Here is a 16,272-nt window from a genome sequence, read left to right on the forward strand (position 1 = left end):
AACCGAGACGCTGACGCGCCACAGCGCTCAGCGGCGAACAGCTCACGAGCGGGGAGGCCGGGCGCACGGCCTGCGGACGTGACGGCCGTGACCGAAGTCCGAGCCCGGCCGAGCCGGTCGTGTCGCGCGTTGAGGAACAGGCACTGAGCCAGCCGAGCCCGGCTGGTCACGCATAACCTGGCGGGGTGACCGAGGCCAGTACCGCCCCACCGCGCGCCCGCGAGCAGCCACCACCCCGGTCGCAGCCCCTTGCCGGCGAAGCCCGGCCAGTCGGCTGGATTCGCCGGCTGGCCGCGGCCTGCTGGCGGCATCCGGTGCTGGTCGTGCTGGCACTGGGTGCCGCCATGCTGGGCACCGGCCTACAGGCGGCGGCCCCGCTGCTGGTCAAGACGGCGGTGGACGACGCCGTCGCCGGGCGGACCGGGAACCTCGGCTGGCTGGCGCTGGCGCTGGTCGGGCTGCAGTTGCTGACCTTCGGTGGCGCCTTCGCCCGCCGCTACCTCGGCGGCAGGCTCGCCCTGGACGTGCAGCACGACCTGCGCCGCGCGGTGTTCGCCGCGGTGTCCCGGCTGGACGGCGGGAAGCAGGACTCGCTGCGCACCGGCCAGGTCGCCTCCCGGGCGATCACCGACCTGCAGTTGGTGACCGGCATCCTCATGCAGGTGCCGCTTTCCGCGGGCTCGGTGATATTCGTGCTGCTCGCGCTGGCCGCCATGCTGGTGCTCTCCCCCGCACTCACCCTGATCGCGCTGGTCGTCGCGCCCGCGGTGGCCCTCGTGGTGGCCGTGAGCAGGCGCAGGCTGTTTCCGGCCACCTGGTCGGCCCAGCAACGCGCGGCGGACGTGGCGCAGCACGTGGAGGAGACCGTCACCGGGGTCCGGGTGGTCAAGGGCTTCGGCCAGGAACGGCGGGAGACCGGGCGCCTGGCCGGGACGGCGCGGACCCTGTTCGGGGAGCGGATGCGCTCGGCGCGGCTGTCCGCGGTGCCCACGGCGACCACCTCCGCGCTGCCGGGCGCGGGTCAGGTCGCCGTGCTGGGCTTCGGCGGGCTGCTGGTGATGCAGGGGCAGATCAGCCTCGGCACCTTCCTGGCGTTCGCGACCTACGTCACCGCGCTGGTCGGCCCGGCGCGCATGCTGGCCAGCCTGGTCGTGCAGGCCCAGCTCACCCGGGCCGGGGCGGAGCGGGTGTACGAGCTGATCGACGCGCAGCCCGAGGTGCGCGACCGGCCCGGCGCGCTGCGGGTCCCGGACGGCCCGCTGGAGATCGAGTTCTCCGGCGTCCGGTTCGGCTACACCCGGTCCGACCCGGTGCTGGACGGGCTGTCCCTGCATGCCCGCCCCGGCGAGACCCTGGCGCTGGTCGGCACGGCGGGATCCGGCAAATCCACGGTCTCCCTGCTGCTGCCCCGGTTCTACGACCCGCACTCCGGTTCGGTCCGGCTCGGCCCGCCCGGCGCGAGCACGGACCTGCGTGGGCTGCGGCTGGCCGAGCTGCGTGCCGCGATCGGGGTGGTGTTCGAGGAGGCGTTCCTGTTCTCCTCCTCGGTCCGGGACAACATCGCCTACGGAAGGCCGGACGCGAGCGAGGAGGAGATCGTCGCCGCGGCGAAGGCCGCCGAGGCGCACGAGTTCATCACCGAGCTCCCGGACGGCTACGGCACGCAGGTCGGCGAGCGCGGCCTGACCCTGTCCGGCGGGCAGCGCCAGCGGCTCGGGCTGGCCAGGGCGCTGATCACCGATCCGCGCGTGCTGATCCTGGACGACGCGACCTCGGCCGTGGACACGGTGACCGAGGCGGCCATCCACGACACCCTGCGCGCGGTGACCCGGACCAGGACGACCCTGCTGATCGCGCATCGCCGCTCCACCCTGGCGCTGGCCGACCGGATCGCCGTGCTGGACGCGGGCAGGGTGGTGGACGTCGGCACGGCCGCCGAACTGGAGGCACGTTGCCCGCTGTTCCGGGACCTGGTGTCCGGCCCGGGGGACAGCCTGGACGAGGTGCGGCGGCGCGCGCCCGCGGTGCCGGACGAATCGGGTGTCACCCCCGCCCTGTGGCCCGACCAGGGGGACGCGGACGAGCCTGCCGGGATCGCCGGAACCCGGACCCCGCGAGCCTCCGGCGAGGTGCCGCCGACGCCGGAACTGGTCGAGGGGGTACGCAAGCTGCCCCCGGTGCGGGACACCCCGGAACTGGGTTCGGTCGACCCGGCCGCGCCGGATCCGGACTTCCGGCTGGGCCGGCTGCTGCGCCCGGTGCGCGGCCTGCTCGCGCTGGTGGTGCTGCTGGTCGGGTTGGACGCGCTGGCCACCATCGCGCTGCCCGCCCTGTACCAGCGCGGGGTGGACCACGGGGTGAACGCGGGCGCGGCCTCGGTGGTGCTGCTGATGGCCGGGGTCGGTGCGCTGGTGATCGCGATCGACTGGGTGGTCATCGCCGCCCGCACCAAGTCCACCGCCAGGGCCGGGGAGTCGGTGCTGTACCTGCTGCGGGTGCGCAGCTACGCGCAGCTGCAACGGCTCGGGCTCGACTACTACGAGCGCGAGCTCTCCGGCAAGATCATGACCCGGATGACCACGGATGTGGACGCGCTGTCCACGTTCCTGCAGACCGGGCTGGCCGACGCGGTGGTCAGCGTGCTGACCCTGACCGGGATCACGGCCGCCCTGCTGATCACCGACACGACCCTGGCGCTGTACGCGCTGGCCGTGCTGCCGGTGCTGGTGGTGGCGACGGTGATCTTCCGCCGGCTGGCCTCGGCCGCCTACACCGAGGCGCGCGAGCGGGTCAGCGTGGTCAACGCGGACATGCAGGAGAACGTCACCGGGCTACGGGTGGCGCAGGCCTACCGCAGGGAGGAGCGTTCGGCTCAGGCGTTCGCCTCGCGCAGCGACGCCTACCGGCGCTCCCGGCTGCGGGCACAGCGCTACGTCGCGACGTACTTCCCGTTCGTGGCGATGCTGTCCGGGGTCGCCGAGGCGGTGGTGCTGGTCGTGGGCGCGCACCGGGTGGCGGCCGGGACGCTGACCCCGGGTGTGTTGCTGGCTTTCCTGCTGTATCTGGGCATGTTCTTCTCCCCCATCCAGCAGCTCTCCTCGGTGTTCGACGGCTACCAGCAGGCGAAGGTCGGGCTGCGCCGGATCGGGGACCTGCTGCGCACCCCGACCTCGGTGCCGCAGGCGACCGATCCGATCGAGGTGCCCGCCCGGCTGCGCGGCGAGGTGACCCTGGACGGGGTGGACTTCCACTACCCCGGCACCGAGACCCCCGCGCTGGCCGGGGTGTCGATGGACGTGCCCGCCGGTTCGACCGTGGCGCTGGTCGGCGCCACCGGCGCGGGCAAGTCCACTGTGGTCAAGCTGGTCGCGAGGTTCTACGACGTGACCGGCGGCGTGGTGCGGGTGGACGGGGTGGACGTGCGGGACTACGACCTGGCCGGGCTGCGCGGCAGGCTGGGCGTCGTCGGGCAGGAACCGCACCTGTTCACCGGCACGGTGGCCGACAACATCCGGTACGGGCGCCCCTCGGCGACCGACCCCGAGGTGGAGGCCGCGGTACGGGCGGTCGGCGCGCTGGACGGCATCGCGGCCCTGCCGTCGGGCTTCCATCAGGAGGTCGGCGAGCGTGGCAGGGCGCTGTCCACCGGGCAGCGCCAGCTGGTCGCCCTGGCACGGGCCGAGCTGGTGGACCCGGACATCCTGCTGCTGGACGAGGCGACCGCGGCGCTGGACCCCGCCACCGAAACGGCGGTGCTGCGGGCCACCGATCAGCTCACCACGCGGCGCACCACCTTCGTCGTCGCCCACCGGCTCGCCACGGCCGCGCGCGCCGACCGGATCGTGGTGCTCGACCACGGCCGGATCATCGAGCAGGGAACACACGGGGAGCTGCTGGCGGCAGGCGGCCACTACGCCCGGCTGTGGCGGCTCGGTGACGCCGCGGCGGCGAGCTGACCGGTACCGGTACCGGAGACGTAGGCCGGTTTGACGACACGTTCGGGACAGGCCGGCGCGTGGCGCGGGGCCACCATGCGGTCCGGTCACACCGCCATGGCGAACGCCATCACCGCCATGCCGAGGCTCATCACGGCATGCGCGGCCGAGGTCAGCGCCCGCGTGCCGAGCACGCCATCGACCGTGGAAGGCACGTACTCGCGCGCGGCGTCGATCGCCCTGGCCAGCCACCACAGGCCCCAGCCGAGGAACACCACGGTCACCAGCAGCCCGACGAGCAGGACCCCCCCCCGCGGGCGGGCCGGGGTCCGGCGAGCCGGTTGCGCCGTGTGCCGCGTGGCCACCCGCCGCGCCCGCGCCGGGTGCCGCGTGCGTGGCGGGCGGCATGGCGGCGACCATCCAGACCATGGCCGCCATCATCAGCGCGTGATGCACCTGGGCGAGCCGGCCGCCCTCGTGCGCCCGCACCGGGCCGAGCACCGCCATGGCGAGGAACCAGACGCCCGCCACGCCGAAGCCGACCGCCTGCGGCAGCACCGGAAGGTCCGTACCCCACGGCCACAGCATCGCGATCATCGCGGCACACATCACCAGGTGCAGCAGGTCGCCCACCCAGGCCAGCGGGGAGGCGCGCACGCACCGGCAGGCGTACCAGACAGCCGCACCGGCGAAGGCGACGGTGAGCAGCAGGGTCAGGCCGAAGTCGGGGATCATCGCGCTCCCGCCGCCCCCGCGCGGGCCGCCCTGGCTCCGAGCGCGAGGTCGACCAGCACGAACAGCAGCAGGGACACCCCGAACACCGGGAGGAACCAGCCGATCACCGCGGCCGCCACCAGCAACGGTGCGAGTACCCGCGCGGGCACCCGGCGCCAGGCCCCACGCGGCGGCGGCCTGCCCAGCCTGCCGCCGGGCGGCCTGCGCCGCCACCACATCCGGTAGCCCCAGACGATGAGGCAGATCAGGCCCCCGGCCAGCAGGAGCAGCGCGAGCTGATTCACCCAGCCGAACAGGAAGCCCATATGCGCGTCGATGCCCCACCTGGCGAGCTTCGCCCCCAGCGAGTAGTCCTCGAACCGGAGCGTGTCGGTGATCCGGCCGGTCGCCGGGTCGACGGCCATCGAGTCCTGCTTCTCCGGCCAGTGCCGCTGGATCTGCTGCACCACGTACGCGTCGCCGGGTCCGGCGGAAGGGCGGATCTCCACCGGATCCGACAACCCTGCGGCCGCGGTGGTCGCCCGCACCGCGTCGATACCGACGTCGGGGCCGTCGAGCTGGGCGACATCGGTGGCAACCGATGGGGTGGTCCAGTCCAGCTCGGCACGCAGGTCACCGATGTTCACCCCGGCGAACAGCGACCAGGTCAGCCCGGTGGCGGAGAGGAACAGCAACCCGAGCGCCGACCACAGGCCGACCGCGCCGTGCCAGGACAGCAACCGCTTGCGCCCGGGACCACCGCCCTCGGGCAGCAGGGTGCGGCGCAGCCTGCGTTCCCTGCGGCGCCTGCCGAGCCACAGCACCAGGCCGCCGAGCACGATCACCCACAGCCAGCTGGCGGCCAGCTCGGTGTAGATCCGCCCCGGGTCGCCGAGGTGCAGGTTACGGTGCAGCTGGTCGAACCAGGTACGCAGCGGAAGGGCCTGCCCCGAACCGTAGGTCTCCAGGCTGCCGCGCAGCTCGCCGTTGTGCGGGTTCACGAACACGGTGTGGTGGAAGCTCGGTTCGAGACCCGCCCGGTCGAAGATCACCTGAGTGGTGTCGGTGGGCGTCGGAGCAGGCCGCACGGCGGTCACCCGGCCGTCCGGAACGGTCATCCTGGCCTGGTCCACCTGCTCGGCCAGCGGCAGCTCGCCCCGCGTGGCGGGCACATGCAGCTCGTGGTCGTAGACCGCGTCCTCCAGCTGCGGGGTGAAGACGTAGAGCAGCCCCGTCACCGCGGCGACCAGCAGGAACGGCGCGACGAACACTCCCGCGTAGAAGTGCAGCCGCAGCGCGAACGGGCGCAACGCGGCCCAGCCCGTGCCGGGCCGCACCGGATCCCCGGCGGGGGACTGCCCAGCCTCCCGCTCCGATACCGGCATACCGCCCTCCGACACCTCGACGTCACTCATGAGTCGGCGAGCGACGCCGTCGAGTTCCAGCGGTTCTCGTGCGCTCCTTCAGATCACCCGCGGCTCGCGGGCGCCCAGCAGCAGCACGTCCATGGCTTCGGCAACGAAGTCCGCGGAGTCCACGCGCAGCCGGTAGTCACCGGCCCCAGCGGCGTTCATAATCGATTCAGTGGCGCACGTCGTACTCCCCGGTGTGGGGTTGACCGAGTTCGCTGACACTGAGCCACGCAAGGGGGTTAGCCTGGTAAGCGCGCAGTCGGATACGGGTGTCACGGCCTGACCACCCGGGTCCTCCCACGCGCAGGCAACACCACAGACACCAGATCGAGTATGGATAGAGGCGAGTCTCTGCCGTGTCCAGCAGCAGCCCTGCGTCACAGTTCGGCCCCAACGAATGGCTCGTCGAGGAAATGTACGACCAGTTCCTCGCCGACCCCTCCTCAGTAGATGCCGCCTGGCACGACTTCTTCGCCGACTTCACGCCGACGCAGGCCGGGCAGTCGACATCGACCCCGTCGGGTGAGACGAACAGCACTTCGCAGAACGGCCAGGCCTCGGCCGCGCCGGCCCAGCCCGCGGCACAGCAGGCCCCGGCGAAGGAGCAGGCCGAGCCGAAGCCACAGCAGCAGCCTGCCCAGCAGGCCCGGCCCACCCAGCAGGCCCCGGCCAGGGAACAGCAGCCCACGCAGGCCAAGGCGGCACCCGCGAAGCCGGCCGCGAGCTCGGCGGCGTCGACGACCTCGGACGACACCGAGCGCAAGGCACTGCGCGGCGCCGCGGCGGCGATCGCGAAGAACATGGACGCCTCGCTGAGCGTCCCGACGGCGACCAGCGTGCGGGCGGTCCCGGCCAAGCTGATGGCCGACAACCGGATCGTGATCAACAACCACCTCAAGCGGACCAGGGGTGGCAAGATCTCCTTCACCCACCTGATCGGCTACGCGATGGTCCGCGCGCTGCACCAGTTCCCGAACATGAACCGGCACTACGAGCTGGTGGACGGCAAGCCGCACGCGGTCAGCCCGGAACACATCAACCTCGGTCTCGCCATCGACATGAAGGGCAAGGACGACTCCCGCACCCTGGTCGTGGCGTCCATCAAGAACACCGAGAACATGACGTTCCTGCAGTTCTGGCAGGCGTACGAGGACATCGTCCGTAAGGCGCGCAACAACAAGCTCACCGCGGACGACTTCGCGGGCACCACCATCTCGCTGACCAACCCCGGCGGGATCGGCACCAACCACTCGGTGCCGCGGCTGCAGTCCGGCCAGGGCGCGATCATCGGGGTCGGCGCCATGCAGTACCCGGCCGCGTTCGAGGGCACCAGTGAGAAGACCCTGGTTGACCTCGGCGTGAGCAAGATCATGACGCTGACCTCGACCTACGACCACCGGATCATCCAGGGCGCGGAGTCCGGTGAGTTCCTCAAGCGGATCCACGCGCTGCTGCTCGGTGAGGACCGGTTCTACGACGACATCTTCACCTCGCTGCGGCTGCCCTACGAGCCGGTGCGCTGGGTCGAGGACATCCCGGAGGGCGCCGTCGACAAGACGGCCAGGGTGATCGAGCTGATCGAGGCATACCGGATGCGCGGCCACCTGATGGCCGACACCGACCCGCTGAACTACCGGCAACGCAGGCACGAGGACCTGGACGTGCTCTCGCACGGGCTGACCCTGTGGGACCTGGACCGGGAGTTCGCGGTCGGCGGGTTCGCCAGCCAGGAGCGGATGAAGCTGCGCGACGTGCTCGGCGTGCTGCGCAACTCCTACTGCCGCACGGTGGGCATCGAGTACACGCACATCCTGGATCCGGACGAGCGGCGCTGGATCCAGGACCGGGTGGAGATCCCGCACGACAAGCCCGACCCCGCGGTGCAGAAGTACGTGCTGTCCAAGCTGAACGCGGCCGAGGCCTTCGAGACCTTCCTGCAGACCAAGTACGTCGGGCAGAAGCGGTTCTCCCTCGAAGGCGGCGAGACGGTGATCCCGCTGCTGGACACCGTGCTGGACAAGGCGGCCGAGCACGAGCTGGACGAGGTCGTGATCGGCATGCCGCACCGCGGCAGGCTGAACGTGCTGGCCAACATCGTCGGCAAGCCGATCGCGCAGATCTTCCAGGAGTTCGAGGGCAACCTCGACCCCGGCCAGGCGCACGGCTCCGGGGACGTGAAGTACCACCTCGGCGCCGAGGGCAAGTACTTCCGGATGTTCGGCGACGGCGAGACCAAGGTGTCGCTGGCCTCCAACCCCTCGCACCTGGAGACCGTCGACCCGGTGCTGGAGGGCATCGCCCGCGCCAAGCAGGACATCCTGGACAAGGGCGGTGAGGGCTTCACCGTGCTACCGGTCCTGCTGCACGGGGACGCCGCGTTCGCCGGGCAGGGCGTGGTCGCCGAGACGCTGAACCTTGCGCTGCTGCGCGGGTACCGCACCGGTGGCACCGTGCACCTCATCATCAACAACCAGGTCGGCTACACCACGGCGCCGGAGAACGCGCGGTCCACGCAGTACGCCACCGACGTGGCGAAGATGATCGGGGCCCCGGTGTTCCACGTGAACGGGGACGACCCCGAGGCCGCGTACTGGGTGGCCCAGCTCGCCGTGGACTACCGCCAGGCGTTCAACAAGGACGTCGTGATCGACATGATCTGCTACCGGCGGCGCGGCCACAACGAGGGCGACGATCCCTCGATGACTCAGCCCGGGATGTACGACATCATCGACACCAAGCGCAGCGTGCGGAAGACGTACACGGAGTCGCTGATCGGCCGCGGGGACATCTCGGTCGACGAGGCCGAGGCGGCGCTGCGGGACTTCTCCAGCCAGCTCGAGCACGTCTTCAACGAGGTGCGTGAACTGGAGAAGCATCCGATCGCACCGAGCCCCTCGGTCGAGGAGGAGCAGCAGGTGCCGGCCAAGGTACCGACCGCGGTCACCAGGGAGATGGTCGAGCGGATCGGCGACGCGTTCGTCAACCTGCCGGAGGGATTCACCCCGCACCCCCGGGTCAAGCCGGTGCTGGAGCGGCGGTACAAGATGACCCGCGAGGGTGGTATCGACTGGGCCTTCGGCGAGCTGCTGGCGTTCGGCTCGCTGGCGATGGAGGGCAGGCTGGTGCGGCTGTCCGGGCAGGACTCCCGGCGCGGCACCTTCACCCAGCGGCACTCGGTGCTGATCGACCGCAAGACCGGCCGGGAGTACTCGCCGTTGCAGCACCTCGCGGAGAACCAGGGCCGGGTGATGATCTACGACTCGGCGCTGTCGGAGTACGCGGCCGTCGGCTTCGAGTACGGCTACTCGGTGGCCAATGCCGAGGCACTGGTGATGTGGGAAGCGCAGTTCGGCGACTTCGTCAACGGCGCGCAGACCGTGATCGACGAGTACATCTCCTCCGGTGAGGCGAAGTGGGGCCAGCTGTCCGACGTGGTGCTGCTGCTGCCGCACGGCCACGAGGGTCAGGGCCCGGACCACACCTCCGGCCGGATCGAGCGGTTCCTGCAACTGTGCGCCGAGGGCTCCATGACGGTGTCGGTTCCGTCCACCCCCGCGAACTACTTCCACCTGCTGCGCAGGCACGCGCTGGACGGGGTGAACCGGCCGCTGGTGGTCTTCACCCCGAAGCGGCTGCTGCGCGACAAGCTGGTGAAGTCCGAGGTCGCCGACTTCACCGACCAGTCGAAGTTCCTCTCCGTCATCGACGACGACGGGGTGGACCCGGCCAAGGTTCGCAAGGTGCTGCTGACCTCCGGCAAGCTGTACTGGGAGCTGCTGACCGAGCGCGGCAAGCGGGAGATCGACGACGTGGCACTGGTGCGGGTCGAGCAGTACTACCCGCTGCCGAAGAAGAAGCTGCAGGCCGCGATCGAGCGGTACGCGAATGCCCGCGAGGTCATGTGGACCCAGGAAGAGCCGGAGAATCAGGGCGCATGGCCCTTCTTCGGCCTCAACCTGCCCCGCAAGCTGCCCGAGTCCTTCTCCGCTCTCCAGGTAGCGGCCAGGCGCCCGATGGCGGCGCCGTCCGCTGGTTCCTCGAAGGTGCACGACGTGGAGCAGAAGGCCCTCATCGACAAGGCCTTCAGCTAGGACACAGGTGTGCCGGACGGCAGATCACCGTCCGGCACACCCCCGTTCACACCGGCTAGAACGCCGTCCAGGACCACGGGCGCGGTACCTCGCCGCGCAGGCAGGCGATCCGGTGGCGGGTTTCCGTCGCCGCACGATCGCTGGTGTGCGCCTTGCTCAGGACGAAACACACCCAGCGGAGTTCCTGGATATCGGCCATCGTGCGGTAGCCAGGAACCACGGTGACATCGTGCCCGCCATAGGCGGCCACGAACGACCGATAGTCCGCCGCGCCGAGCCTGGCGAAGTCGGTGTGGTCGACCGCGATCTGGATCAGGTCCCAGTCTGCACCGCCGAGTGAGACATGCTCCAGATCGAGCAGGACGGGTCGGCCGAACTCGGGTACCGCGACGTTGCCTTGCCATGCGTCGCCGTGGATCACTCGCGGTGGCCCCGCCGACGGCAACCGTCCGTACCGCTCGCGCAACCACGCGAGGTGCCCAGCCAACCAGGAACGCTCGCCACCGTCCAGCCCGGGCGCATGCTCGATACGCCGACCGAGCCCCGCGAACGGGTCAAAGACCGGCAGGTCGAGGTCATCCGGCACGGGCAGGGTGTGCAGTTCGCGGAGCACTGCTCCCAGCTCCGCCGTAGTCGCCGCGCGATGCTTGGGCAGCAGCCGCCACCAGGTCACCGGTCGGTCCTCGATGTCGACCGGCTGCTGAACGCCGTCCAAGGCGCGCACCGTGGTGATGCCCGAACGCGCCAGCCATCGGGACACCCGTACTTCGAGGTCCGCTGTCCGCTGAGTACCTGGTTTGCCGATTCGCGCAACGATGTCACCGCGAAGCCGATACATCACGTTCGAACCATCGCGGATCAGTTCGGCGCCGTTGACATCCAATCTTGCGGCTTGTGCCGCCGCGAGGAGCACATCATCGGTCATTGCGGGGTCCGGTGCCACGACGTCGATGTTCTCAGGTTAGGGGCGGCGTCAGTGCGGCGATGTCCCGCCGCAGCTCGGCGACGTCATCGATGTCCGTGCGCTGTTCCGCCAGGCGTGCGAACCCGTGCAATTCATTGACGAGCCGCTGGGACCTCAGCGGAGCAGCGTCGACAAGCGCTTGCCGGCCGATCGTTGCGGCCTCGCGAGGATCGCCGACCGCCATGGTGAGCGCGGCCAGCCGGATTCGGGAGAACGCTCGCGAGCGTGGATAGTGCGCGTCCTGCAATTGGACGGCGGCGGCCAGGCGTGGCGCAGCCAGGTCCGGCGTGTTCGTCTTCTTTGCGACCGGAATCATTGCCTTACCGGTACTGCCTTGATGTTCGGCCTCGTCGTAGTAACACAGCCAGGGAGGATCATCTCCCGGGACGCGCGCGGCAAAGCACGCGTCCGCACGCCTGACGTCATCACGTGCCTCCTCGTGCCTGTCCACCAGCGCGAGGAGACGCGCTCGGACGGACCCCATCATGGCGCGCGCGGTGGCGGAGACCCTGTCCGCACGTACCTGCGCGAACTCGATCAACGATATCGCGCCATCGAGATCGCCGACGTAGGCAGCTTTACGAGCCATGTCGGCGAGTGTGCTCGCCCGCAACGACCACGATCCACTCCGGCTCGCACACCACAGCGCGAAACGAAAATACCGGTCGGCCGCGTCATAGTCCGCGATGTCGAACGCCGAAAAGGCGACAACACCGCTGAGGTTTCCGACAGCCTCCAGAATGGCACGACGTACATCATCGTCGGCACGTGCTTCCAGGAGATTTCCCGCCCAGCCGAGCTGTGCTGCCGCCGCTTCGCAGGAAAGCCCACCTCCGAACAGGTTCTCCGACATGGCTACGGCGCGGGTGGCGGACCGGACATGCTCGACGTCGATCCATCCGATGCACGTCGGAACCGGGGTCTCCACCCTGGTTCGAGCAAGAAACTCGGCAGGACCGACGCCGAGGTCGAGATCGACCGCCGCGTCGCAATTCACCCGCGTCAACAGCACCTCATCGGGGGCGGCAGCTGTGCTGCCCCGTCGAGTGGGCCGGAACCCGAGGTCCGCGTCGGTGTCGACGCCGAGAACGGCTCGGAACGCTTCCCGGTAGTGTGCACTCGGCCACCGAACCGCACCTCGCTCATAGCGAGCCACAGCATGGCCGTCGAGGTCATAACGCCGTCCCCGCGTCTCCCACAGGTATCCGTTGACGGCTTCGGCCAGTTCGGTACGGCTCATGCATTCGCCGGGACAATGCCGCGATGGCGTGACTTCACGCCGTTGCCGCAACCTTGAATTCGGTGTGGCCACGCAACTCCCTTCGCTGGGCAGACGGGAGTCTATCGCCCCTGCCAGCCAGAATGCCCTGGGCAGCCTGCTTGATGCCCCACAACGTGCCCTCTTCTGAAGACATCGGAAAGCCGACTCTTGAGACATGGCGACAGGACAGCACCCAATACGGCTGAATAACGTGACTGCCGATCACCCGGTTTCGGATGAATATGACGGTCGTGATCGCGAACTGCGTTCGACCGCGATGTTCGCCTCTCGTTCTCCGGCCGCCTCGGCGCCGCTCGACTCCCCCGGGGCGGCGATCACATCCGGGGCGGCCGGTCCCGGTACACAGCGGGACAGGGGTGCCGATGAACCCGCTCGATGAGCTCGACTGGCCGGCAAGGGACGGCGGCACCGAACCACTCGATCAGCCGCATCACCGGTTGCGGGCGGCAGCCGTGAGGTACGTGACCCACGGGTGGCGGGTATTGCCTGGCAGCGTGTGGGACGGGCAGCGGTACACGCTCGGCCACGTGCCCACCCCGGTCGACGGGCTGGTCCCGGTGATGCTGTCCGGCCGGTCGTTCGGCCAGCCCCGGCAGGCATCGTCCTGGTGGAGTGTGGCTCCCTACACGATCCTGGCCAGGGCTGGGGCCGACTTCGACGTCGTGTCGGCCCCGACACCCCTGGTCGGCCGCGCGTTGCAACATGGTGCGCTGTTCCACGCGAAGGCGCCGGTGTTCGGGGTGGGAGCCCGCGCCTGGTTGCTGGTCAGGCCGGGTTTCCGGCTGCGGCGGGTGCCGGGTGTCCGGCTGGCCGAGCAGGGCTCAGTGGTGGCCCTGCCACCCACTCCGCTGCCTGGTGGGCAGCTGCGCTGGTGGACCTCTCCAGAGCAGACCGGCTGGTGCCCGGGGGACGGCGACGCCGCACAGGCCGCGTTGATGGCGGCACTCGACCGCCCGGAGCCGAGGTGATCGCGTCGATGCGGCCCGAACGGATCGTCCAGGCGCCGCCCTGGCGTGCCGAGGGGGTGCACTGGCACGCTTATCGCGCTCCGGGCGCCGTGCCGGCGGCACCCACGGACGAGGAACGTGCGAGGCGGCTGACGCTACCGCCGCACGTCACGCTGTGCACACCCCATGCGGTGTCCGGCTGGATCACCCGGCAGTTGCCTGCGTCCTCGATACATGTGGCGCTGTGGGCGCCCGATCGACGTCGGTGGGTGCCGATCGGCGACGCGGGCGACTGGCAGCGGGTGCGGCTGGAGTTCCTGCTGCAGGCTGCCCGCGGGGAAGATGTTTACGCTGCCGCTCACGCCCCGGGGGGTAACCTCGTCGTGTTCGGCGAGTTCGTCACCACCGCCCAGTGCGCCGAGCACACCCGCTTTACCGAGAGCCTTCCCGAGCACTACCGGACCGGCCGCTGACACCCCTGCTCCATGACCTGGACGACGCATGAGCCCGAAACGCCGGCCGGGTTACTGGCCGGTGTCTCAGTCTCGTCGTGGCGCCAGGAGTGTCAAGGCGACTACTCGGCGATCAACGCGGAACTGTTCCGACGCGGGCGAAGACATCCGCTGGGCCACCCCGGTCGGTCGCCGACCATCTCGGCTCTACGGCCGCATCGCCGACGCGCTCTGGCCGCTCGCGGCACAGGGCGATGACGCACGCGCGATCGTCCGGCGGGTCATGCACGACTTGGCGGGCTCGTTCCTTCCTTTCAGGCAAGAACGTACCGGCGCCCCGGGTGGGACGCCGGTACGTGAGACCTGCACCGGCAACTCAGGCCGGATCGATCACGGGGTGAGGGTCCAGGACTCGATGTGGCCGATGTCGCGCTGGTACACGTCCCGTACCTGGAGCTTCCAGGTGCCGTTGGCATCCTCGCCGCTCAGGTTGACCGAGTAGGTCTCGTGCACGTCATCGGCGGAGTCGAAGCCGCTGTTCTTCAGCCGGTAGCTGCTGCCGTCCGGCGCCACCAGGTCGATCACCAGGTCACCGCGGTAGGTGTGCTGGATGTGCACCTCCACCTTCGCGTCGGCGGAGGCGGCGCGGTCACAGCCGGAGACGGTCACCGAGCTGGTCACCGCGGCACCGGCGTCCGGGATGTCCACCTGGCTGCCGTTGCTGACCGGGTCGCAGTCGGTCGGTTCCGGGTCCGGCGGGTTGCTGCCCCCGCTGCCGGTGTAGAGCAGCACGTTGGGCGAGCCGGAGCCCGGGTTGCCCACCTTGCCCTTGGTGCCGTTCTCCACCAGCGCGTCGCGCACCTGCTGCGGGCTCGCCGAGGGGTTGTCCGCGAGGTACAGCGCCGCGCCACCGGCCACGTGCGGGGTAGCCATGGAGGTACCACTGATCGTGTTGGTGGCGTTGTCGCCGCCGATCCAGGTCGAGGTGATGCTCGAGCCGGGGGCGAAGATGTCCAGGCAGTCACCGACGTTGGAGAACCCGGACCGGGAGTCGCTGCTCGTGGTGGAGCCGACGGTGATCGCCTCCCGGGTACGGGCGGGCGAGGTGTTGCAGGCGTTGGCGCCGTAGTCGTTACCCGCAGCCAGCGCGTAGGTCACGCCGGAGGAGATCGAGTTGCGCACGGCGTTGTCCACCGAGGTCGAGGCGCCGCCGCCGAGGCTCATGTTGGCCACCGCGGGCTTCGCGGCGTTGTCGGTCACCCAGTCGATGCCGCCGATCACGCCGGAGTAACTGCCGGAACCCTGGCAGTCCAGCACCCGCACGCCGTACAGCGTGACGCCCTTGGCGAGGCCGTGCGCGGAACCGCCGACCGTGCCCGCGACGTGGGTACCGTGCCCGTTGCAGTCGGTCGCGTTGGAGTCGTTGTCCACGAAGTCGTAGCCGTGCCGGGCACGGCCCCCGAAGTCGTTGTGCGAGGTCCGGATCCCGGTGTCGATGATGTAGGCGCTGACATTGCCGGCCTCGGTGCTGTAGCTGTACACGTCGTCCAGCGGGAGATCACGCTGGTCGACCCGGTCCTGTCCCCAGGACGGCGGGTTCTGCTGGTCCGCGGACAGGGTGACGACCCGGTCCTGCTCCACATAAGCCACCGCGGGATCCGCCGCCGCCCGCTTGGCCTGTGTCTCGCTCATCGTCGCCGCGAACCCGCGCAGGGCGCTGGTGTAGGTCCGCTGCACGGTGCCGCCGTACTCCTCGGCAAGGGAGTGAACCGACTGGGTCGAGAGACCGTCCTCGAGCACGACGATGTAACTGCCGTCGATCGCGTCGGCGCCGCCCGCGCCGAGAATCGTGCCCTCGGCGGCTGCCGCCGGGGCATTCGCGGTCAGCGCCGTGACCACGGCCGCGGCAGCGGTGATACCGAGGCCCGCCACGCCCCTTCTTGTGTTTCTCCTGATTTCCCGCACAGAATCATTCCTCCTAGGCAGGGTCGACTGGACGGCCCGGGTGACAAGCCGCCCGTCTCTAGGGGTAGAACACGTTCAACATGAACGTGTCAGCACAGCGTAAGTCCGCCCCTTACCCGAGGGAAGATCTTGATATTACGCGCGCCGCGAGGTAGGGCGACGGACAGTTACCTAGCCTGCCTACGGACTAGAAAAAGAGTGGCGTACCAAGGGAAAACAGCGGATCGGCTCACGGCGTTCAGGACGCATCGTGACGTTAACTCTTGCGTTAACGGACGATTATCGGCCATGCCGGTAATACGGCTACACTCCAACGGACCCGTCCGAAAGTAGGGTTTTCACCTCGATACCCTCGTCATCCATACACGAGCCATGCCGGATTCGACAGAGCGACCATCCGGGTGGTCAAAAGGCCCTTCGGCGTGGTCGCAACACCAGTCGGCGTCCGTTCAGCCTATCCGACCTCTGCCGAACGGGTTAAGCACCATCGACCCCGCGCTCGGTGCCGGA

Annotated in this window: 9 protein-coding genes and 1 pseudogene; 4 read left to right on the forward strand and 6 right to left on the reverse strand. The window is 69.8% G+C overall.

The window, feature by feature from the left end; genetic code table 11:
• Window positions 1-185 precede the first annotated feature (185 nt).
• Window positions 186-3,956: an ABC transporter ATP-binding protein gene (locus tag FB471_RS11145; RefSeq protein WP_425457053.1), complete on the forward strand. Its 3,771-nt coding sequence runs from the start codon at window positions 186-188 to the stop codon at window positions 3,954-3,956.
• An 86-nt stretch (window positions 3,957-4,042) separates the two neighbouring features.
• On the opposite strand, the gene FB471_RS11150 is transcribed toward FB471_RS11145, so the two are convergent.
• The 3 genes and pseudogenes from FB471_RS11150 to FB471_RS11160 all read right to left on the reverse strand — a co-directional run bounded on the left by FB471_RS11150 (window position 4,043) and on the right by FB471_RS11160 (window position 6,034).
• Window positions 4,043-4,300 (reverse strand): DUF5134 domain-containing protein, encoded by a 258-nt coding sequence (locus FB471_RS11150; RefSeq protein ID WP_141997563.1) that lies wholly within the window; start codon window positions 4,298-4,300, stop codon window positions 4,043-4,045.
• A gap of 31 nt (window positions 4,301-4,331) precedes the next feature.
• Window positions 4,332-4,670 (reverse strand): annotated as a pseudogene (locus FB471_RS35925) (DUF5134 domain-containing protein); the annotation flags it as partial.
• Window positions 4,667-6,034: a PepSY-associated TM helix domain-containing protein gene (locus tag FB471_RS11160; protein WP_142001768.1), complete on the reverse strand. Its 1,368-nt coding sequence runs from the start codon at window positions 6,032-6,034 to the stop codon at window positions 4,667-4,669. The pseudogene FB471_RS35925 and the gene FB471_RS11160, both read right to left, overlap by 4 nt.
• A gap of 383 nt (window positions 6,035-6,417) precedes the next feature.
• Between FB471_RS11160 and FB471_RS11165 the strand changes: the two genes are divergently transcribed.
• Window positions 6,418-10,152, forward strand: a complete 3,735-nt coding sequence (locus tag FB471_RS11165; RefSeq protein ID WP_141997565.1) for a multifunctional oxoglutarate decarboxylase/oxoglutarate dehydrogenase thiamine pyrophosphate-binding subunit/dihydrolipoyllysine-residue succinyltransferase subunit — start codon at window positions 6,418-6,420, stop codon at window positions 10,150-10,152.
• A 55-nt stretch (window positions 10,153-10,207) separates the two neighbouring features.
• Here the strand turns inward: FB471_RS11165 and FB471_RS11170 are convergent, their stop codons facing one another.
• Window positions 10,208-11,077 (reverse strand): phosphotransferase family protein, encoded by an 870-nt coding sequence (locus FB471_RS11170; protein ID WP_246076348.1) that lies wholly within the window; start codon window positions 11,075-11,077, stop codon window positions 10,208-10,210.
• Window positions 11,078-11,108: 31 nt separating this feature from the next.
• On the reverse strand, window positions 11,109-12,356 hold the full coding sequence (locus FB471_RS11175) for an NsdA family TPR-like regulatory protein (protein ID WP_141997567.1): 1,248 nt from the start codon (window positions 12,354-12,356) through the stop codon (window positions 11,109-11,111).
• A 404-nt stretch (window positions 12,357-12,760) separates the two neighbouring features.
• Between FB471_RS11175 and FB471_RS11180 the strand changes: the two genes are divergently transcribed.
• Both FB471_RS11180 and FB471_RS11185 read left to right on the forward strand, forming a co-directional pair.
• A complete protein-coding gene (locus tag FB471_RS11180; RefSeq protein WP_141997569.1) occupies window positions 12,761-13,366 on the forward strand; it encodes a hypothetical protein in 606 nt (201 codons plus the stop codon).
• Complete coding sequence (locus FB471_RS11185; protein ID WP_141997572.1) at window positions 13,363-13,818, forward strand: hypothetical protein; 456 nt, start codon at window positions 13,363-13,365, stop codon at window positions 13,816-13,818. Before FB471_RS11180 ends, FB471_RS11185 begins: the two co-directional genes overlap by 4 nt.
• Before the next feature lie 369 nt (window positions 13,819-14,187).
• Here FB471_RS11185 and FB471_RS11190 read toward each other — a convergent pair whose 3' ends face one another.
• Entirely contained in the window at window positions 14,188-15,729 is a 1,542-nt protein-coding gene (locus FB471_RS11190) for a S8 family peptidase (RefSeq protein ID WP_211358009.1), read from the reverse strand.
• Window positions 15,730-16,272: the final 543 nt, after the last annotated feature.

It is taken from the genome of Amycolatopsis cihanbeyliensis (assembly GCF_006715045.1).
Lineage (GTDB): Bacteria > Actinomycetota > Actinomycetes > Mycobacteriales > Pseudonocardiaceae > Amycolatopsis > Amycolatopsis cihanbeyliensis.

What these genes read in the sequence shown, in the direction of transcription:
- FB471_RS11180 (WP_141997569.1), top strand. Translation starts at nt 12,761, where the DNA reads ATGAACCCGCTCGATGAGCTCGACTGGCCGGCAAGGGACGGCGGCACC.
- FB471_RS11175 (WP_141997567.1), bottom strand. Translation starts at nt 12,356, where the DNA reads ATGAGCCGTACCGAACTGGCCGAAGCCGTCAACGGATACCTGTGGGAG.
- FB471_RS11160 (WP_142001768.1), bottom strand. Translation starts at nt 6,034, where the DNA reads ATGCCGGTATCGGAGCGGGAGGCTGGGCAGTCCCCCGCCGGGGATCCG.
- FB471_RS11170 (WP_246076348.1), bottom strand. Translation starts at nt 11,077, where the DNA reads ATGACCGATGATGTGCTCCTCGCGGCGGCACAAGCCGCAAGATTGGAT.